Annotated in this window: 13 protein-coding genes; 4 read left to right on the top strand and 9 right to left on the bottom strand. The window is 64.8% G+C overall.

What is annotated here, in order from left to right; genetic code table 11:
* Positions 1 to 98 precede the first annotated feature (98 nt).
* The 7 genes from J6595_RS13235 to J6595_RS13205 form a co-directional block, all read right to left on the bottom strand.
* On the bottom strand, positions 99 to 1,148 hold the full coding sequence (locus tag J6595_RS13235) for a fatty acid desaturase (protein ID WP_342453183.1): 1,050 nt from the start codon (positions 1,146 to 1,148) through the stop codon (positions 99 to 101).
* A 363-nt stretch (positions 1,149 to 1,511) separates the two neighbouring features.
* Positions 1,512 to 2,984, bottom strand: a complete 1,473-nt coding sequence (locus tag J6595_RS13230) for a mannitol dehydrogenase family protein (protein WP_209595042.1) — start codon at positions 2,982 to 2,984, stop codon at positions 1,512 to 1,514.
* 151 nt (positions 2,985 to 3,135) lie between these two features.
* Entirely contained in the window at positions 3,136 to 4,161 is a 1,026-nt protein-coding gene (locus J6595_RS13225) for an ABC transporter ATP-binding protein (protein WP_209595041.1), read from the bottom strand.
* A gap of 12 nt (positions 4,162 to 4,173) precedes the next feature.
* A complete protein-coding gene (locus J6595_RS13220) occupies positions 4,174 to 5,004 on the bottom strand; it encodes a carbohydrate ABC transporter permease (RefSeq protein WP_209595040.1) in 831 nt (276 codons plus the stop codon).
* 69 nt (positions 5,005 to 5,073) lie between these two features.
* Entirely contained in the window at positions 5,074 to 5,946 is an 873-nt protein-coding gene (locus tag J6595_RS13215; protein WP_209595039.1) for a carbohydrate ABC transporter permease, read from the bottom strand.
* A 291-nt stretch (positions 5,947 to 6,237) separates the two neighbouring features.
* Positions 6,238 to 7,560 (bottom strand): ABC transporter substrate-binding protein, encoded by a 1,323-nt coding sequence (locus J6595_RS13210; RefSeq protein ID WP_209595038.1) that lies wholly within the window; start codon positions 7,558 to 7,560, stop codon positions 6,238 to 6,240.
* 227 nt (positions 7,561 to 7,787) lie between these two features.
* Positions 7,788 to 8,741, bottom strand: coding sequence for a sugar-binding transcriptional regulator (locus J6595_RS13205; RefSeq protein ID WP_209595037.1), 954 nt, complete (start codon positions 8,739 to 8,741; stop codon positions 7,788 to 7,790).
* A gap of 273 nt (positions 8,742 to 9,014) precedes the next feature.
* On the opposite strand from J6595_RS13205, the gene J6595_RS13200 reads away from it, so the two are divergent.
* From J6595_RS13200 to J6595_RS13190, 3 genes are all read left to right on the top strand, one after another.
* On the top strand, positions 9,015 to 10,409 hold the full coding sequence (locus J6595_RS13200) for a circularly permuted type 2 ATP-grasp protein (protein WP_209595160.1): 1,395 nt from the start codon (positions 9,015 to 9,017) through the stop codon (positions 10,407 to 10,409).
* 3 nt (positions 10,410 to 10,412) lie between these two features.
* Complete coding sequence (locus J6595_RS13195) at positions 10,413 to 11,366, top strand: alpha-E domain-containing protein (protein WP_209595036.1); 954 nt, start codon at positions 10,413 to 10,415, stop codon at positions 11,364 to 11,366.
* A gap of 177 nt (positions 11,367 to 11,543) precedes the next feature.
* Positions 11,544 to 12,275 (top strand): proteasome-type protease, encoded by a 732-nt coding sequence (locus tag J6595_RS13190; RefSeq protein WP_209595035.1) that lies wholly within the window; start codon positions 11,544 to 11,546, stop codon positions 12,273 to 12,275.
* Between the two features lie 597 nt (positions 12,276 to 12,872).
* On the opposite strand, the gene J6595_RS13185 is transcribed toward J6595_RS13190, so the two are convergent.
* On the bottom strand, positions 12,873 to 14,216 hold the full coding sequence (locus J6595_RS13185) for a L,D-transpeptidase family protein (RefSeq protein WP_209595034.1): 1,344 nt from the start codon (positions 14,214 to 14,216) through the stop codon (positions 12,873 to 12,875).
* 502 nt (positions 14,217 to 14,718) lie between these two features.
* On the opposite strand from J6595_RS13185, the gene J6595_RS13180 reads away from it, so the two are divergent.
* Entirely contained in the window at positions 14,719 to 16,305 is a 1,587-nt protein-coding gene (locus J6595_RS13180; protein WP_209595033.1) for a gamma-glutamyltransferase family protein, read from the top strand.
* Between the two features lie 61 nt (positions 16,306 to 16,366).
* Here J6595_RS13180 and J6595_RS22550 read toward each other — a convergent pair whose 3' ends face one another.
* Positions 16,367 to 19,192 (bottom strand): LysM peptidoglycan-binding domain-containing protein, encoded by a 2,826-nt coding sequence (locus J6595_RS22550; protein ID WP_245198280.1) that lies wholly within the window; start codon positions 19,190 to 19,192, stop codon positions 16,367 to 16,369.
* Between the last annotated feature and the right edge of the window lie 220 nt (positions 19,193 to 19,412).

Here is a 19,412-nt window from a genome sequence, read left to right as displayed (position 1 = left end):
CCTCTTGGAAGCGACCTAGCCGGAATTTGGGCGGGATGGGAAGTGCGGCGCATATTCGCCGAAAGAAGGCGCAGCCATTCGGCTACATCCGGGAGCGCTCAGGCGGGCGCCAGATGCGCGCCCCTGGCCGCCCTGGCTTCCTTGAAGGAAACCAGCCGCTTGGCCGTTTCGTCCCATAGGACCAGCTTGACGCAGCTCAAGCTCTGCCAGAGCGTGATGCGGCCCATGGCCCGCAGTTCGGGATGGTTGTCGAGGACCTTCGGCAGCCGATAGAACGGGATGGTGCTCGACAGATGGTGGACGTGGTGGATGCCGATATTGCCGGTGAACCATCGAAGCACGGCCGGCAGATCGTAATGGGAGGCGCCATGCAGGGCGGCATGCTGGAATTTCCAGTCCTTGCCTTCGGACCAGTGGGTCTCTTCGAACTGATGCTGAACATAGAACAGCCAGACGCCGATGGTCGCCGCCATGAGCGTGATCGGCAGCTGCACGGCGAGGAACGGCCACAGGCCCATCAGCCAGATCAGTGCGGCCGCCGGAACGGCGATGGCAAGGTTGGTCGCCAGCGTCGATGTCCAGGGCGCGACGCCGGCTCGCATGAGCCCCACCGGCAGGCGATACTGGCAGATGAACAGCCAGGCAGGTCCGAAGCCGAACATGATCGCCGGATGCCGGTAGAGCCGGTAACGCGCCCTGCCCCATCTCGACCGGGACCGGTATTCGCCGACCGTCAGAGTATCGACATCGCCGATGCCGCGCTTGTCGAGATTGCCGGTCGTCGCGTGATGGACCGCGTGGACACGCCGCCAGTAGTCGTAAGGCGTGAAGGTCAGGACGCCGATCACCCGGCCTGTCCAGTCATTGACGCTGCGCGAGGCAAACAGCGCACCATGGCCGCAGTCGTGCTGCAGCATGAACAGCCGCACCAGAAACCCGGCGGCGGGGATCGTCAGGACGAGGCCCCAATAGTGGCCGTGCGCAACGGCGAGCGCCGCCAGAACCCATAGGGCAACGAACGGAACGACCGTAATGGCGATCTCGAACGCGCTCCGCAGGGCATCCGGCTGGCGGTATCTGGCGAGAAGCCGAGACCAGACCGGCGCGTCGGAGGGTGCGCAGGCCCCGGATGGTGCGGTGACGGTCACGAGATCTGTTCCAGGTGAGAGACGGCGCATTTCATGGTCATTCGGCCTCGATATGGCGGCGACCAGAAGTAGCCAGCGAGAGATGGAAGATGAATCCGGCCCGTGCAAGGACGATCAGCCCAACGCAGAGACCAATCCTCTCTCGTCCGCTCGCAGGTGGTGATTATCGAGCCTCGACGCAAGATGTTTCGAAGAAAAGCCGGCTGGAAACATGATCCCCGGCAACCCGTGCCAGAACTGCGCCGGTTTTCCTGTGCGGGCAGGGCCGCGTCGAGGGTCGTAATCGCCGGTCGGCGACGATTCTTGCAGATCGCCTTTTCGACACCGCCGGTCTCGCTGGCACCGAAGAGGGCCGTCCGCGCCTTACCCCTCGCCGAGATAGGCCTTCAGCGTCTCGGCGGTGCCCTTCTCGGCGAGCATCTTCAGCCATTTCGCGAAAGGCTCGGCGAAGCGGGGCTCGTCCTTGAGCGAGCCGTAGACGTCGGTCATCGAAAGCCATGCCGTCGGATCGCTCTCGGCGGCCCTGGCGCGCTCGGTGAGCTTGTCCCAGTTCGGATCGTTCGGCTCGATCGTCGCGCCCGAATCCGTCACGCCCAAGCAATAGCGGCACCACAGGGCGCTTTCCAGAGCGAGGCCATCGGGGCTCTTGCCGGCCTTCAGATTGTCGAGGATCGACGGCACGATGAACTTCGGCTGTCGGTTCGAGCCATCGAGGCAGAGCCGCCGGACCGTGTCGCCGATCTTCGGATTGGCGAAGCGGCGCTTGATCAGGGCGTAATAGTCGGAGAGATCGGTGTCCGGCACCGGCGGCACGATCGGCAGCACTTCCTCGGCTTCCAGCTTGTCGAGGAACTTCGCGACGAGATCGGTCTCCATCGCCTCATGGACGAAATGGACGTCCATCAGCCCGGCCGGATAGGCGATGATCGCATGGCCGCCATTGAGAATGCGGATCTTCATCGCCTCGTAGGGTGCGACATCCGGCACGAACTGGACGCCGACCTTTTCCAGCGCCGGGCGCCCGGCGGGAAAGTCGTCCTCCAGCACCCACTGCTTGAATTCCTCGCAATAGACCGGCCACTCATCGTCGATGCCGAAGGTTTCCCGGCAATGGTCGATCTCGCGCTGGCTGGTCGCCGGGGTGATGCGATCGACCATGCCGTTCGGAAAGGCGACGTTCTGGTCGATCCACGCGGCGAAATCAGGGTCGGAAAGCCTCGCCGTGCCGACGACGGAGCCCCGGCAGACCTTGCCGTTATGGGGAATGTTGTCGCAGGACATGACCGTGAACGGCTGAACGCCTCGCTCGCGGCGCAGTTTCAGCCCCGCGCCGATGAGGCCGAAGACCGTCTTCGGCGCATCGGGATTTTGACCGTCCGCCGCGATCGCCGGATGGCTCGGGTCGAAGACGCCATCGGAATCGATGAAATAACCGCCCTCGGTGACGGTGAGCGAAACGATCCTGATCGCCGGATCGGCCAGTTTGTCGATGATTGCGGCCGTATCGCCGACCGGCAGCATGTCGATCATCGGCCCGGTGACGCGGGCGCTGGTGCGGGCATTGTCCTGTTCCACGACGGTGGTGAGATAGTCCTGCGAGGCGAGCTTGTCGCGCATCGCCGCGTCGGAGGGCATGACGCCGGCGCCGACGATCGCGAAGTCGTGGCCCTCGCCTTTCTCGAACAGCTCGTCGAGATAGACCGCCTGATGGGCGCGGTGGAAATTGCCGACGCCAAAATGCAGGATGCCGGGCGCAAGACCGGAGCGGTCGTAGCCGGGGACGGCTGCCTTGCCGGCGATGTCGGAGAGGGTGTCAGCGGAAAGCCTCACGCTCATGAAGGGTCTCCAGAATTTCGGGATCGCCGCCCGGCACGAGGCCGGAGCGACATTCATTAAAATCGTGCGGCAGATGCGGCCGGTGAGGGATTGACGCCTCCGCCCGGCACGATCGCCTCGCTGCGCAGGCTTGCCCTGCCGCTTGCTGATGTCAGGCGACGGCCCGACTGTTCGTCTTCATGGCAAGCCCCTCGCCGTCGAAGCGGTGGATCTTGTCTTCTTCCGGCGTCAGATAGACGACGTCGCCCGCATGGACCGGGAACTCGCCATCGGCGCGCACCGTCAGCGGCTCGTCATGAACCGGCGATTCCACATGCAGGAAGGTGTCGGAGCCGAGATGCTCGGAGACCTTCACCGTCCCCTTCCAGCTGCCCTCGGTGGTCGAGAGCCGGACATGCTCGGGCCGGATGCCGATCGTCTCGGCCTGATATTTTTCGGCCTCGGCGCCGCCGAGGAGGTTCATCTTCGGCGAGCCGATGAAGCCGGCGACGAAGGTGTTGCGCGGGTGCGAGTAGAGCTCCAGCGGCGAGCCGACCTGCTCGATATTGCCGGCCCTCAAGACGACGATCTTGTCGGCCATGGTCATCGCCTCGACCTGGTCGTGGGTGACGTAGATCATCGTCGTCTTCAGGCGCTGATGCAGCTCGGAGATCTCCAGCCGCATGCCGACGCGCAGGGCGGCATCGAGGTTGGACAGCGGCTCGTCGAAGAGGAAGGCCTTGGGCTCGCGGACGATCGCCCGGCCGATGGCCACGCGCTGGCGCTGACCGCCGGACAGGTTCGCCGGCCGCCGGTCGATATAGGCGTCGAGATTCAGCGTCTTGGCCGCATAGTCGACGCGCTTGTCGATCTCGGCCTTGTCCATGCCCGCCATCTTCAAGGGGAAGGCGATGTTCTTCCTGACGCTCATATGCGGATAGAGCGCATAGGACTGGAACACCATGGCAAGGCCCCGCTTGGCGGGGGGCAGCTCGGTGGCGTCCTGGCCGTCGATGACGATCTGGCCGTCGGTGACGTCCTCGAGCCCGGCGATCAGCCGAAGCAATGTCGACTTGCCGCAACCCGACGGCCCGACGAAGACGACGAATTCGCCGTCCTCGATCTTCAGGTCGAGGTCCGGGATGATGACGACGTCGCCGAAGGCCTTGCGAACCTTTTCGAGATGGATCTGTCCCATGGCGGTTGTTCCTTACTTGACGGCGCCGAAAGTGAGGCCGCGCACGAGCTGCTTCTGCGAAAACCAGCCGACGATCAGGATCGGCGCGATGGCCAGCATCGAGGCGGCCGAGAGCTTGGCGTAGAAATTGCCCTGCGGGCTGGAGAACGACGCGATGAAGGCGGTGAGCGGCGCGGCGTTCGACGTCGTGAGGTTCAGCGTCCAGAACGCCTCGTTCCACGACAGGATGACGTTGAGGAGCACCGTCGAGGCGATGCCCGGCACGGCCATCGGCGCCAGCACCTGGGTGATCTCCTTGGAAAGGCTCGCCCCGTCCATCCGCGCGGCCTCGAGGATCTCGCCGGGGATCTCCTTGAAATAGGTGTAGAGCATCCAGACGAGGATCGGCAGGTTGATCAGGAACAGGACGACGATCAGCCCGAGCCTTGAATCGAGCAGGCCGAAGCGCACGAAGAGAAGGTAGATCGGGATCAGCACGCCGACGGCCGGCAGCATCTTGGTCGACAGCATCCACAGAAGGACGTCCTTCGTCCGTCTGGTCGGCGAAAACGCCATCGCCCAGGCGGCGGGAATGGCGAAGATCAGGCCGAGCGCCGTCGAGCCGAGCGACAGGTAGATCGAGTTCGCCATGAAGTGGAAGTAGTTCGACTGGGTCTGGATGGTCCGGTAGTTTTCCAGCGTCCAGTCGAAACCGACGAAGACCGGCGGGATCGAGATCGCCTGCAGCTCGGTCTTGAACGAGGTCAGGAAGGTCCACAGGATCGGGAAGAAGATCACCAGCCCGACGAACCAGGCGAAGATCGTCGTTCCGATTTTCCGGCCGGTCGTGACTTTGCGTGCCATGGTCTGCCCTCCTTTACGTTCCGCAGATCCGGACGGAAAACCGGTATTCGTTGTTCCTGGCTTTCATCATCAGGCGTCGAGGTTCTTGCCGATCAGGCGGACGAGGAAGATCGCGACGATATTGGCCAGAATGACCGCGACGATGCCGCCGGCAGACGCCGCGCCGATATCGCCGTAGGAGGTCGCCTGCTGGGCGACGAGATAGGTGATGTTGGTGGACTGTGCCCCCGGCCCGCCCTGCGTCGTCACCAGGATTTCCGCATAGATCGACAGAAGGAAGATCGTCTGGATGAGGATGACGACGGTGATCGCCCGGCTCATATGCGGCAGGGTGATGTACCAGAAGATCGACAGAGCCCCCGCCCCGTCCATCTCGGCGGCCTCCTTCTGATCGCTCGACAGCGACTGCAGCGCGGTGAGGAGAATGAGCGTCGCGAAGGGCAGCCACTGCCAGGCAACGATGATGACGATCGACAGCAGCGGCACTTCGGTCATCCAGTCGATCGGCGTCAGGCCGATGGCCGACAGCATCTGGCCGATCACCCCGTAGACCGGGTTCATCATCATGTTCTTCCACACCAGCGCGGCCACCGTCGGCATGACGAAGAACGGCGCGATGACCATGAGCCGGACGATATTGACGCCGTAGAACTCCTGATCGAGCAAAAGCGCGATCAGGACACCGCCGATCACCGTGATGGCCAGGACGCCGATGACGAGGATCAGCGTGTTGGCAAGGGCGGCGAGAAAAGTCGGATCGGTGAGGAAGTAGCTGTAGTTCTCAAAGCCGACGAAGGGGGTCGAGAACGGATTGTAGAGCGTGTAGTTCAGCGTCGAGAAATACAGCGTCATCGCGAGTGGGACGATCATCCAGATCAACAGGACGATCACCGCCGGCGCCATCATGGCGCGTGCCGCATTCTTCGTGTGCAAGGTGGCCATGGCGTCTGCCCGTTCTGCCGCGTCGCATCGGCATGATGCGCTGAAAAATGGAAGCGGCCCGCCATCGGCGAGAGGACCGCTCTCCTGCCGTCGTCGTCACCGCCCGTCGCGGGCGGATCGCCGGATCGGACGGGGCCGGAAGCGTCGGGAGAAAATCGCGTCAGAAACGAATTCGGGGGCCGCCAAAATCTGGCGGTCTGTGCGGAACTCGGGTCTTCCTCCCTCGGCCTGTGGGCCGGGCGGCTCGTTGATCGGCCGCCCGTACCCGGTTCGTCGTCCCGTTGAAGGGACTTAGTTCTTGATGTAGCCGCCGCGCGTCATCTCGCGGGTGGCGATCGCCTGGCTTTGCTTCAGCGCCTGGTCGACCGAGGTCGAGCCGGAGAGCGCCGCAGCCATCTGCTGGCCGACCGCCGTGCCGAGACCCTGGAATTCGGGGATCGCGGCGAACTGCAGTCCGTAATAGGGCTTGTCGGCCGTCGGCTCGGGGTTGGCATGCTGAATGGCGTTCAGCGTCGCGTCGGCGAAGGGCGCGGCCTCGGTGTATTTCGAATTCTTGTACAGCGAGGTGCGGGTGCCGGGAGGCACGTTGGCCCAGCCCTCCTTCGAAGCGACGAGATCGAGATATTCCTTCGAGGTCGCCCAGGAGATGAAGGTCTGCGCAGCGTCCGCCTTCTTCGAGGAATCGGGGATCGCCAGCGACCAGGCCCACAGCCAGTTGAAGCCGTCGTTCGGGCAGTTCTCCGTACCGCAGGGTGCAGCAGCGAAGCCGACCTTGTCCGGCACCTGGCTCTGCTTGGGATCGGTCACGAAGGATGCCGCGACGGAGGCGTCCATCCACATGCCGCACTTGCCCTGACCAAAGAGCTGAAGGTTCTCGTTGAAGCCGTTGGACGCGGCACCCGGAGGACCGTATTTGGTCATCAGGTCGACATAAAGGCTGACGGCCTTCTTCCAGCCTTCCGACTCGAACTGCGGCTTCCAATCCGCGTCGAAGTAGTTGGCACCGAACTCGCGGGCCATGTTGCCGAGGAAGGCCATGTTCTCGCCCCAGCCCGGCTTGCCGCGCAGGCAGATGCCGTAGACGCCGGCGTCCTTGTCGGTCACCTTCTCGGCGGCTTCCGCGATGAAGTCCCAGGTCGGCTTGTCGGGCATGGTCAGCCCGGCCTTCTCGAAGAGGTCCTTCCGGTAAAGCGTCAGCACGCTCTCGGCATAGAACGGCGCCGCATAGAGCTTGCCGTCGGAGGACAGCGCCGAGCGGATCGCCGGGATCAGGTCGTCCATGTCGTAATTGTCACCGAGCCCGTCGAGCGGCTTCAGCCAGCCCTGTTTGGCCCAGATCGGAACCTCGTAGGTGCCGATGGTCATGATGTCGAACTGGCCGCCGCCGGTGGCGATGTCGGTGGTGACGCGCTGGCGCAGGATGTTCTCCTCCAGCGTCACCCAGTTCACCTTGATGTCCGGATGCTGCTTTTCGAATTCGGGCGTCAGGCCCTGCATGCGGATCATGTCGGAATTGTTGACGGTACCGATCGTCAGCGTCGTCTGCGCGGACGCGGCCGTCGTCGCGACGGCGAGGAGCGCGGCTGCGCCCGCCGTCAGCACGGAAAATCTCATGAAGGCCTCCCAGCTCTCGTTTGAGCAATTATTCAATGGCGGAGCAAAACTTCACTGTTACAGGGGCATTGTCAACCGAATTCCATTCCGCACTGCAACAGTCAAAGCCCTGGCCTCGCTCATTGAAAAGGAAACAGACACGACCGTGATTTGCAATCCTTCCGCGCAACGGGACGGGAATGAGCGCCGCCGTATCGGGCCGGGTCACCGGATCGCCCCCCGTCGCGTCAGTCCAGCAGCCGGTGCGCCGTCGCCTCGTCGGTGATCAGCCCGTTGATCAACCCGCCCGTAGCGGCTGCGCGGATGGCCGGGGTCTTGGCCGGGCCCATGGCGGCGGCGATGACATCGCCGCGGCTGGTCGGAGGAATCGGAGCACTCGCCACGCGTTCGTTGAAGCGGCAGTCGATCAGCCGGCCCGCGCTGTCATAGACCCAGCCGACGATCTCCCCGACGGCGCCTTGGCGATCGAGATCCTCGCGCTCGTCGGCGGTGATGAAGCCGTCGACGACGAGGGGCGCCCTGGCCGAGACCTCGCCGACGCCGACGAAGGTCACCTCGGCTTTCGCCGCCAGTTGCAGCGTCAGCTCCACCACCTTCTGGCGATGCAGGAGCTCGCGCTCGCGCGGCGTCGAGACGACGACCGGCAACGGCATGGGATAATGCGGGGCCTTCACCTGATCGGCCATCGAATAGATGACGTTATAGACCGAGGCCGAGCCGTCCGGCGCGATATTGCCGGTGAGCGAGACGATGCGATGCTGGGTGCAGGCCATCGGCGGCAGATGCTCGACCGCCGCACGAAGGGTCCGGCCGGTGCCGACGGCGAGGATCGTCGGCTCGTCGCGGCGCAGCCGGCGCTCCATCTCCACGGCGCAGGCCTCGGCGACGCCGAGGATCGTCGAGGCGGAAGCGGGATCGGACGGCACGACTTCGCAATATTTGAGGCCGTAGCGCGCCTTGAGGCTTTCCGCGCGCTCCAGGCAAGCGGCGATCGGATGATCGATGCGCACGCGCACGAGGCCCGCCGCGACCGAGTGGGAAACGAGGCGCTGGGCTGCCTGACGGGAGATGCCGAGCTTCGAGGCGATCTGGTCCTGGGTGTTGCCGGCGACGTAGTAGAGCCAGCCGGCCCGCGCCGCCTCGTCCAGCCGTGTCGCCTCATCCTCGCGCGTTTTCGCCATCGCCAGCCATCCCTCCAAGCCGCGCAAGTTAAATGGGAGATGCGCCCGGCTTGCAAACATCCTCTCGTTGAAGGCCGTCCTGACCGTGCGGGCCATCCCCATTTGCGGGCCAGGCTGCATCCATTGCGCGCAAGATCCGATGACAAGACGAAGCTGTCTGATAAAATATTAGGCATTGGAATTCAAAACAGCCGCGCGACTTGATTTTCTCGTCGCCGGCTTTCTCTTTAGGTGCCTTAGAGACGGAGGGCGCCAGTGAAACCATTCGACGAGATGCTGATATCTGACAAGGAAGTCCGCGATCCCTATGCCCGCTTCAACGAATGGTTTCGCGAGCAGGACGGCGAAGCGCTGGGCGAAAAGGCCGGAGAGGCGGAAGCCTTCTTCCGGCGGACCGGCATTACCTTCAACGTCTATGGGCAGGAGGAAGCAGCCGAGCGGCTGATCCCATTCGATCTCGTCCCGCGCATCATGGCCAAGGCCGAGTGGGACAGTCTGGCCGAGGGCATCGAGCAGCGAGTGATCGCGCTCAACGCCTTCCTCGACGACCTCTACCACGACCAGGAGATCATCAAGGCCGGCATCGTGCCCGAGAGGCTGATCTCCGGCAACGAGGCCTTTCTGCCGCAGATGCGGGGGTTCCGACCGCCCGGCGGCGTCTATACCCACATCATCGGCACCGACATCGTACGCTGCGGCGAGAACGAGTTCTACGTGCTCGAGGACAACGCCCGCACCCCCTCCGGCGTCTCGTACATGATCGAGAACCGGGAAACGATGATGCAGATGTTTCCGGAGCTGTTCTCGCAAAACCGCGTGCGGCCGGTCGAAACCTACCCGCATCACCTGCGTCGCTCGCTTGCCGCCGTCGCGCCGCCCGCCTGCGAGGGCACGCCGACCATCGCGGTGCTGACCCCCGGCATCTACAATTCCGCCTTCTTCGAGCACGCCTTCCTCGCCGACCAGATGGGCGTCGAACTGATCGAGGGCTCCGACGTCGCCGAGATCGACGGGCGCATCCAGATGCGCACCACCGAGGGCTACAAGCCGATCGACGTGATCTACCGGCGCGTCGACGACGACTTTCTCGATCCCAAGGTGTTCAACCCCGCCTCCATGCTCGGCATTCCCGGCATCATGGAGGTCTACAAGAACGGCGGCATCACGATCGCCAATGCCCCGGGCACGGGCATCGCCGACGACAAGGCGATCTATTCCTACATGCCCGAGATCGTCGAGTTCTATACCGGCGAAAAGGCCAAGCTGCAGAACGTGCCGACCTGGCGCTGCGCCGAAGAGGACAGCCTCAAATACGTGCTTGAACATCTGGAGGAGCTGGTCGTCAAGGAAGTTCACGGTTCCGGCGGCTACGGCATGCTGGTCGGCCCGACATCCACCCGCGAAGAGCGCGAGATGTTTGCCGAAAAGCTGAAAAAGCGACCAACGAACTACATTGCCCAACCGACGCTGGCGCTCTCCACCGTGCCGATCCTCGTCGATGGCGGACTGGCTCCGCGCCATGTCGACCTGCGCCCCTTCGTCCTCGTTTCGGACAAGGTCCGCATCATTCCCGGCGGCCTCACCCGCGTCGCCCTCAAGGAGGGCTCCCTGGTGGTCAATTCCAGCCAGGGCGGCGGCACCAAGGACACCTGGGTTTTGAGGGACTGATCGATGGCACTTCTCGGACGCACCGCAAACGGCCTGTTCTGGATGTTCCGCTACATCGAGCGGGCAGAAAACACCGCGCGACTGCTCGATGCCGGCCAGCGCATCTCCCTGACCAACCTGTCCTCGGAGCCGGACGAATGGCAGTCCGTTCTCGTCTCGGCCGGGGTCGAGGCGGCCTACAACGCCAAATATGACACTCACGACCCCGAGACCGTCGTCGACTTCATGCTGCGCGACCGGGACAACCCGTCGAGCGTGCGCGCCTCGCTGGAAACCGCCCGCACCAACGGGCGGATGGTGCGCACGGCGCTGACGCGCGAGGTATGGGAAGCGCTGAACGAGAGCTGGCTCGTCGTCCAACGCCGGCTATCCTCCCCGGTGACGGCGCGCGAGCTGCCGGCCGTGATCGATCTCGTGAAACGTCAGGGCGCTCTCATCCGCGGCGCCTTCCAGACCACGATGCTGAGGAACGAGATCTTCGACTTCTGCAATCTCGGCGCATTCATCGAGCGGGCCGACAACACCGCCCGCATCCTCGACGTCAAATACTGGCTGCTCCTGCCCGAACACAGCCAGGTCGGCTCGGCGCTCGACGATTTCCAGTGGCGGTCGATCCTGCGCTCGGTCTCGGCCCACCGATCCTATGCCTGGGAGTATGACGGCCAGTACAGCGCGGTGAACATCATCGATTTCCTGATGCTCAATCGTCGCATGCCCCGTTCACTCGGCTATTGCTACACGGTGATCGAGGAGAGCCTGAAGTATCTCGGCCGCAACTACGAGATCCGCCACACCTGCTTCGAGACCGCGACCGCGCTCAACGAGCGCCTGTCCGGATCGAGCGTAAGGCAGATCATCGACGGCGGATTGCACGAGTTTCTGGAGGTCTTCATCCGCGACAACAACCGCCTCGCCCAGGAGATCGGCCAGAACTACCGGTTCTACCCGGGGGCCTGAGGCCAAAGCCCCAGCGCGCCCAGACGTCCCCTTTAGCGTCCCTGACAAAGCAACACGCTTGGAAAAGGTTGTGGCAAGTAGGCCATGCTAGTTGTCAGGGACCAAAACTTGGAGGATTGATCGGCCTGCAGGTCGAGGCAGCGATTCTGCCGGTCCTTATGGGGGCAACGGACTTCAATGACCTATTGCGTGGGACTTCTGGTAGACCGGGGTCTGGTATTCATGTCCGACACACGGACGAATGCCGGGCTCGACAACATCTCCGTCGTCTCGAAGATGAAGACCTGGGAAGTGCCGGGAGAGCGGTTCCTGTGCCTCCTGTCGGCGGGCAACCTCGCCACCACCCAGGCGACGGTGTCGCTGCTCGACGAGCGCATGCTCGCACCGGCCGAGCGCCAGCCCAGCATCCTGACCCAGCCGTCGATGTTCCAGACCGCCAAGCTGATCGGCGAAACCGTCAGGGAAGTCATCGCCGGCAACGCCCAGGGCGGACAGAGCGCCGATTCGGTGTTTTCGGCCTCCTTCATCTTCGGCGGCCAGATCAAGGGCGGGCGTCCGCGGCTGTTCATGATCTATCCGGAAGGCAATTTCATCGAGTCAGGGCGCGACAATCCCTTCTTCCAGATCGGCGAGCACAAATATGGTCGGCCGATCATCATCCGGACCTACGATCCGGAGATGTCGCTGGAAGACTGTGCCAAGCTGCTGCTCGTCTCCTTCGATTCGACCATCAAGTCGAACCTGTCGGTCGGCCTTCCCATCGACATGCAGTTCTACGAACTGGACAGCTACGTCAGAGGCTATCGACGCCGCTTCGACGGCAAGGACGAGTATTACCGGACGGTCTCGGACGGCTGGTCGGACTCGCTGAAGAGCGCCTTCGACGCCCTGCCACCCTTCCAGCGCTAGAGCGCCGTGCGTCCGAATGGACGCACAAAGGACGCTCTAACCTATTGAATCACCGCATCGTGCTTTCCAAAAATCGATTCCGATTTTTGGGCCGATGCTGTAGCAACGCACCCGCTCGCGCGATTTGCCGTTCAAGTTGAATTCGCATATATTCAAGGAGCGGAGACCGGAGCGCGAACTCCGGCCTCCTTTGCTTAGGTGAAGAACTGGACCCGGATTTCGAGCGCCCAGCCCGTCCGGGTCCTTTTCACTTTAAGCACGACGGTCCATGGAATCATCCACATATCCGTCACTCCCTCGAGGGCAAAGCCGTTGCCTCGGCCGCTGTGGCTCATCCTCCGCGATGCGCCGGCTGGGAGACGCCGCTACTTCTGCCCTCTTTTCGATCCTATGATTCGCCGATAAATGGTACAAGCCGATGCACCCGCACCGATTGAGGCCACGCGCGTCCGTCGACGGCTTCGAGGCGCATGAGCCTGGGTATATCGAGCCGGGACCGCCGCCTCTCGCGACGTTTGACAGCACACGAGAAAGGCGCCCGCAGTGCCCCGCGAACGCCTTTGGAAGTCCTATCCGTCGAAGGGAACCGACGCCCGCTCAGCGGACGATGTCGTCGCCCTGCGCATAGGGGTTCTGCTGGCCGCCCTGATAGGGCTCGGCCTGAAGTTCGCTCATCGCCAACTGCTCGGAGCCATCGCGGTGATAGATGTCGTCGCGGAACTGCACGACGTTCGGATCGGTCGCCCAGGCGCTGATATAGGTGAAGAAGACCGGGACGGGATTTGAAAGGTCGATGTCCTGGCGCTGGCGCGAGGCGATCACCTGCTCGATATGCTGGCGGTCCCAGCCCGGCTCGTCGCGGGCGAGCCAGACGATGAGGTCGCGAACGTTCTGGACGCGAACGCAGCCGGAGGAATCGAAGCGCATCAGGTTCGAGAAGAGGCCCTGCTGGGGCGTGTCGTGCATGTAGACGGCGTACGGGTTGGGGAAGTTGATCTTCACCGAGGCCATGGCGTTGTTCTTGCCCGGGTCCTGACGGAACAGATACTTGACCGCCTCGTCGGTGTTCCAGTCGATCGTCTCGGGCGGGATCTCGTTGCCCTGACCGTCATAGATGTGGATGTTCGATTCCGCGAGATATTGCGGGTTCTTGCGCATCAGCGGAATGATGTCCTTGCGGACGATCGAGGCCGGCGCGTGCCAGTAGGGATTGAGATTGAGGTTGGTGATCTTCGATTCCAGAATCGGCGACTGCCGATCGATCTTGCCGACGATCGCCGTATGGCGCTGGACCACCCGGCCGTTCTCGACCGCCTCCACAGAGGCGGCGGGAATGTTGACCATCACGAAGCGGCCGCCGAGATCCTTGCTGACCATTTCCTGCAGCCGGCTCACATTGGTAATCAGCTGGTTGAGGCGAAGCTGCGCGGGAACGTTCATCGCCTTGTAGGTATGGTCGGCCACGACGCCGTCGGCCGGCAGGCCGTGGCGGGCCTGGAAACGCTTGACCGCGGCATCGACGTAGGAATCGAACACCGCCGAGTCGCCGATCGACGTCGAAAGATCGCCGGCGATCGCGAGGCGCTGCCGCAGGAGGGGAACGGCCGACGACTGCGAGCCGATCCGCAGCACTTCGCTCTGCGGCACCTGCGGCCAGCCGCCGGAGGCCGCGATACCCTGATAGATGCCGACCGCGCTCTGCGTCGATCTCAGCGTCTCGTTCGAGAAGATCGGCGTGTTCGACGCCACCTGCCGGACGCTGGAGCCGCGCGTATCGAACTGGTCGTCCCAGTTGCCGCGGCTCGGCGCGTTCAAGATTTCCGACAGAGCGTTCTGGGCGAAGGCTGCGCCCGGCGCGAGACCCGCGCCTGCGGCGGCGGCGCCCAGAAGGAACTGCCGGCGCGTCGCCGCCTGGCTCTTTCGATCGGTCGCTTTCGTCATACCTGCCCCCGTTTTCGAGATAAGATCGCCTTCGAAGCCTGTGCGAGGCCTGCGCAAGGCAAATGCCATTCAATAAGCTGCCACCAAGATCGCTGGGCATGCCTTGCGGCGGACGCTGCCCCTGCCGGTACCGTGTGGTTCTTCTCGCGCCACAGTTCCGCTGCAGCCGAACGAATCCCCTCGAACGGTGGCCGCGAACCAGATCGTCGACACCTCGAATCGCGTTCGAGGATGTGCAAACCACCTGCCGGAAGATATCAGCCCGTCCGTCTCCTAAGCCTTTCAATATGGCCAAACGTGGACGTAGAGAGGGTTTTTTCTGCAAATGCGAAAGAGTTCAGGCAGATGCGACCGCTTCTTGCCTTGGTCGGACCGCCCCGGTGACATCGGGCAAGCCGGCCTCTTGCGCTTGTTGCCCATTCGATGCCCGATCGGCGAAATAGCCTTTGCCGGCTTTGGCGTTATCGCTGACAATGGGGCCGACTGGGAAGGACGATCGATCATGCTCAACAGCGCCAAAGGGCTCAATGGCTGCGTCTCGGCGCCGCATACGGCGGCAGCGCTCGCCGGTCAGGCGATACTTTCGAAGGGCGGAAGCGCGATCGAGGCCATGGTCGCGGCGGCCGCCACGATCGCGGTCACCTATCCGCACATGAACGGCATCGGCGGCGACGGGTTCTGGATCGTTCACCGCCCCGGCGAAGAGCCGGTCGCGATCGCCGGCTGCGGCCGTGCGGCGGCGCTCGCGACGCCGCAATGGTATGCCGAGCGTGGCCACGGCGAAGCGATGCCCACCAGAGGCGCCCATGCGGCACTGACCGTGCCCGGCGCCGTGTCGAGCTGGGAAAAGGCGCTCGACCTCGTCCCCCCGCATCGCCGGCTGCCGCTGCCGGAACTCCTGAAGGCCGCCATCGCCTACGCCGAAAACGGCATGGTGGTGACCGGCAATCAGGCGCACACGACGGCGGCGAAGATCGACGGGCTGAAGGACGTGCCGGGCTTTGCCGAGACGTTCCTGATCGAGGGGCGGGCGCCGAAGGCCGGCGAGATCCTCAGACAGCCGGCCTTGGCGAGGACGCTGCGCATTCTCGCCGACGAGGGCCTCGATGCCTATTATCGCGGGCCGATTGCCAAGGCCCATGCTGAGTTTCTCGAACAGGCCGGCTCACCCTTGCGGCTCGACGACTTCTACCACTACGAGGCCGAAAGCCCCGAACCGCTGACGGTGGAGATCTCGGCCGGCAGACTGTTCAACATGGCGCCCCCGACGCAAGGGGTGTCCTCGCTGATGATCCTCGCCCTCTTCGATCGGCTGGGTGTTCGGCAAGGCGAAAGCTTCGATCACGTTCACGGGCTGATCGAGGCGACGAAGCAGGCCTTCACCCTTCGCAACGCAGATCTCGGCGATCCCGATTTCATGGCCCGGCCGGCCGGGGAATGGCTGAACGAGGCAACGCTCGCCGAGCTTGCGGCGAAGATCGATCGCGACAAGGCCCTGCCCTGGCCGCATCCGGCAAAGCCCGGCGACACGATCTGGATGGGCGCGGCGGACAAACAGGGCACGGTGGTCAGCTTCATCCAGAGCGTCTTTTGGGAATTCGGCTCGGGGCTGACCTGCCCGGAGACCGGCGTCTTCTTCCAAAATCGCGGCGCGGGCTTCTCGCTCGCCCCCGGGCCGAACCAGATCGGGCCGCGTCGCAGGCCGTTCCACACGCTGAACCCGGCGCTCGCACGCCTCAAGGACGGCCGGGTGATGGCCTATGGCACGATGGGCGGCGAAGGCCAACCGCAGACGCAAGGGGCGGTCTTCTCGCGCTACGCGCTTTTCGGCATGGGGCTGCAGGAAGCGGTGACGGCGCCGCGCTGGCTGCTCGGCAAGACATGGGGCGATCAGACGACGACGCTGAAGCTCGAGGATCGCTTCGATCCCGCCCTCGTCGAAGCGCTCCGCGAGGCCGGCCACGACACCGAGATCATCCCCGCCTTTTCCGACATGGCAGGGCATGCCGGCGCTGTCGTCCGCCATCCGGACGGCGTTCTGGAGGGCGCCAGCGACCCGCGCGCCGATGGGGCCGCCCTGGCATTTTGACAGGGACGGCCGGAGGCGGCGGCGCGGTGTCCCGCAATCCCTCAGCCCAGCGCAGCGAAGGTCAGTTGGCGGTCGTCTCGGCGGGGACGGATTGTGCCTCGCCGCCTTTCTGATCGTCGCCCGGCATCCGGAACACCTGACCCGGATAGATCAGGTCGGGATTGCGGATCTGGTCGCCATTGGCGAGATAGATCACGGTATAGCGGTTCCCCAGGCCGTAGGTATCGCGGGAGATCCGCCACAACGTATCGCCCTTGCGGATGATCACGCGCGCGGTCTTCGACGCGGAAAGCGCCGGCTGGCGCTGGACGGGAATGCGGTCGGACTTGTCGGCCGATGTCGCCGCGGCCCCATCGCCGATCTCCTGTGACGGTGCAGGCTTGTCCGTGGAAGCGGATTGCCCTGCGCCATCGTCAGCTTCGCCGCCTCCGGCGCCGGTCTCCCCGACAGCATCTGCCGACGGCCCCTTCGAGCCGGGCGCCGCGCGCATGACGCGCTCTCCCCGCTTCGAGCGCGTGTCATCCTCGAGACCCGCGAGCCGATCGCCGCCGGATGCCTCGCCGGGCGCGAGGCTCCCCAGCGGATCGAGGGCCGGCGGGGTGTTGGTCGCCGTCGCGCCCGCAGATCTTTCATCGGCAGATGTCGATCCGCCTGCATCGCCGCCGGCCGAGACCGAAGAACGCGGCCCGGAGGCGGGCGGCGTTGCATCCGGCCCGGCCGATCCGCTGCCGAAGCGCGCGGCGAGGTCGGTTGTGGCTTCGCCAGGCTCGCCATCTTCGCCGGAAACGGATTGCGACGGCTCTTTCGACGACGCCGGGGCGTTGCCGGCCAATTGCGAGGGTTCGGCTGTGCCGTTCGGTGCAGCCGCCACGGGCTGCCTGTCCGCGGAGGGCGGCGACGAAGAGGCGTCCGTGTCGGCGACTTGTCCGCCGTCGGCCTGCCCTTCCCCATCCTCGCGCGCCGGCTTTCCGGCATCGTTCTTAGCGACGGCGGCGAGCGACGAGCCTTGCGGGCGAAAGAACGGCACTTCGACACGGGCGGCGACATCGCTGGAGCTGGAGAGCTGATCGACGCGAATGAGATGATCGCCGACGGCAAGCGCGCGGTCGGTGGAAACCACGAAGCGGCCGCTGCGGTCTGCGGTTCCCGTGGCAAAGAGCGCGTTGTCGACATAGACACGGACGGTAGAGCCCGGCTCGGCTGCGCCTGCGACGAAGATCTCGCCACCATCGATCTCCACCGCCTCGACGCGGAGCGCGCGGCTTGGAGCTGCAGGCGCGGCTCCACTCGAAGATCTCACGGATTCGGCAAGGCCCGCCTGCTCTGCCGTCTGCCGGCCCGCGTCGCCATCGGCCGCTTCCGGTCGCGCGTTGCCAGCGGAAGACGTTCGGGTCTCGGATCCCTCGGACGGGTCACTCGCGACCTGATTCTCGCTAAAGGCGCCACTGTCGTCGCCGGAGAGTTCGCTGCCCGCACCTTTGTTGGTAGAATCGGGCCGGGATGTCGCGGGATCGGCCTGCGCTTCCGCCTGATCCCCGATCTTCGACGCCGCATCGGCCGGGGCCTGATCCTGACTGGAGGACGCAGTGTCGCCGGAGGCCCCGTCCGCAGATTTGTCGTCAGCCGCGGTCATCGGCGCGGACCTTGCCGATGGCGTATCGATCAGCCGCGACGGGGCGCCGGGCTTTTCGATCATCGCCAGCAGATCCCCCGCCTTCCCGTCCTGCGGAACCGAAACGACGGCCGTTTCGCTCGAAAGACGGGCAGCGCCCGTATCGTCCTCGGCGTGGATCTGGATGGAATGGTCGCCCGCCTCCAGCGGCTTGTCGAGGACGATGACGAAATCGCCGTCACGGGTCGCCTTGTCGCTGCCGAGATCCCTGTCGCCGTCGCGCAGCGTGACGGTGCTGTTGGGAGCGCTATGGCCGGCAACGAGGGTCGAGCCGTCGGGCTCGACGCGAAGGACGTCGAAGCGTGGCTCCACGGCAGCGACCGAGGCATCCCCGGTTGCCCGCGCCGCAGGATCGTCCCCCTCGGATTGTCCTCTGGTCTTGCCGCTTGCGGCCTGGGGCAGCGTCTGCGCCTCATCCGCCGCGCCGGCAAGCTGTGCCTCCTGTTCAGGCGATGCGCCCGACTGCGCCAGGGAGCGCTCTTCGCTCTCTCCATTCCCTGCGGTCTGCCCGCCCGAGGCCGCCCCCGGCACGGACGCCGCCGCACCCGCCTCGGTCCCGACCTCGTCGCCCGCCGGATCCTGCGCACCGGCCGGCGCGCTTTGTGCGGCCGAGTCTTCGCTGCTGCCAGCCATCAGCGGCTCTTGTTGCGCGTCCGTTTCCGGCGATATGGCCGGTCCCGCCGCTTTCCTGGCCGGCCCGCCGGCATCCGGCGCCCCGGAGGACGGCTCGGTCGCGGCGCCATTGGCCTCGGGCGTGTCGGACATTGCCGACCGCTCGGCCGCCGGCGGAGCATCGTCCGGCGCCGAAGCGGCTGCGCCGGACGCCGCCTGTCGGTCCGACTTGCCCGAAGCGATCCGGTCGCCTGCCGACGGATCGTCTGAACCCGCCGCCCGCCGCGAAGAAGCGCCCGACGCTTGCGTCTCGGACGTTGAGGCCCCCTCCGCCTCGCCATCCCCTGAGGCCGAAACGTCACTCGCCGTGGATTGCGGGGCCGCCTCACTCGCGGGCGATGCGGCTTCATCCGCCGTCCCGGCGTCGGGAGACCCCGTCGGTTCGACGGACCCGTCGGCGGTTTCGCCCGCGACCTGCCCATTCGAGCCGTCGCGCCCGGCGATTCTCAGTTTTTCCGTGTCCAGCATGTCCCAGTAGCCGGCGACGATGGCCGCCAGGAGGACGAGACAGAAGAGAACGATGCCTAGGGCTCTGCGCTGCATATCACCGCTCGATCGGGGCGGACGTGTCGCCGCCGCATATATTGCAAAGACAGGCCAGACATTTACCGAACCAGGCCAGGCACCACAAGCGCTTGCTCCAACCGGCCATGCAAGCAGGCAGTGCAGCCGTGCGGGCGCGACACAACCGCTCTGCTTCGCCTAACGAGCGGGTCGGCCGGGCCAGAAACACCGCAGCGAAATCGAAGACGGGAATTGACTT

The organism is Jiella mangrovi (assembly GCF_017815135.1).
Lineage (GTDB): Bacteria > Pseudomonadota > Alphaproteobacteria > Rhizobiales > Rhizobiaceae > Jiella > Jiella mangrovi.
Note: the sequence above shows the minus strand (reverse complement) of the source record. Positions and strands in the feature narration are given on the sequence as shown.

Excerpts from the sequence above, each read along its gene's own strand:
- J6595_RS13230 (WP_209595042.1), bottom strand. The coding sequence starts at position 2,984 with ATGAGCGTGAGGCTTTCCGCTGACACCCTCTCCGACATCGCCGGCAAG.
- J6595_RS13225 (WP_209595041.1), bottom strand. The coding sequence starts at position 4,161 with ATGGGACAGATCCATCTCGAAAAGGTTCGCAAGGCCTTCGGCGACGTC.
- J6595_RS13220 (WP_209595040.1), bottom strand. The coding sequence starts at position 5,004 with ATGGCACGCAAAGTCACGACCGGCCGGAAAATCGGAACGACGATCTTC.
- J6595_RS13215 (WP_209595039.1), bottom strand. The coding sequence starts at position 5,946 with ATGGCCACCTTGCACACGAAGAATGCGGCACGCGCCATGATGGCGCCG.
- J6595_RS13210 (WP_209595038.1), bottom strand. The coding sequence starts at position 7,560 with ATGAGATTTTCCGTGCTGACGGCGGGCGCAGCCGCGCTCCTCGCCGTC.
- J6595_RS13205 (WP_209595037.1), bottom strand. The coding sequence starts at position 8,741 with ATGGCGAAAACGCGCGAGGATGAGGCGACACGGCTGGACGAGGCGGCG.
- J6595_RS13200 (WP_209595160.1), top strand. The coding sequence starts at position 9,015 with ATGCTGATATCTGACAAGGAAGTCCGCGATCCCTATGCCCGCTTCAAC.
- J6595_RS13195 (WP_209595036.1), top strand. The coding sequence starts at position 10,413 with ATGGCACTTCTCGGACGCACCGCAAACGGCCTGTTCTGGATGTTCCGC.
- J6595_RS13190 (WP_209595035.1), top strand. The coding sequence starts at position 11,544 with ATGACCTATTGCGTGGGACTTCTGGTAGACCGGGGTCTGGTATTCATG.
- J6595_RS13185 (WP_209595034.1), bottom strand. The coding sequence starts at position 14,216 with ATGACGAAAGCGACCGATCGAAAGAGCCAGGCGGCGACGCGCCGGCAG.
- J6595_RS13180 (WP_209595033.1), top strand. The coding sequence starts at position 14,719 with ATGCTCAACAGCGCCAAAGGGCTCAATGGCTGCGTCTCGGCGCCGCAT.
- J6595_RS22550 (WP_245198280.1), bottom strand. The coding sequence starts at position 19,192 with ATGCAGCGCAGAGCCCTAGGCATCGTTCTCTTCTGTCTCGTCCTCCTG.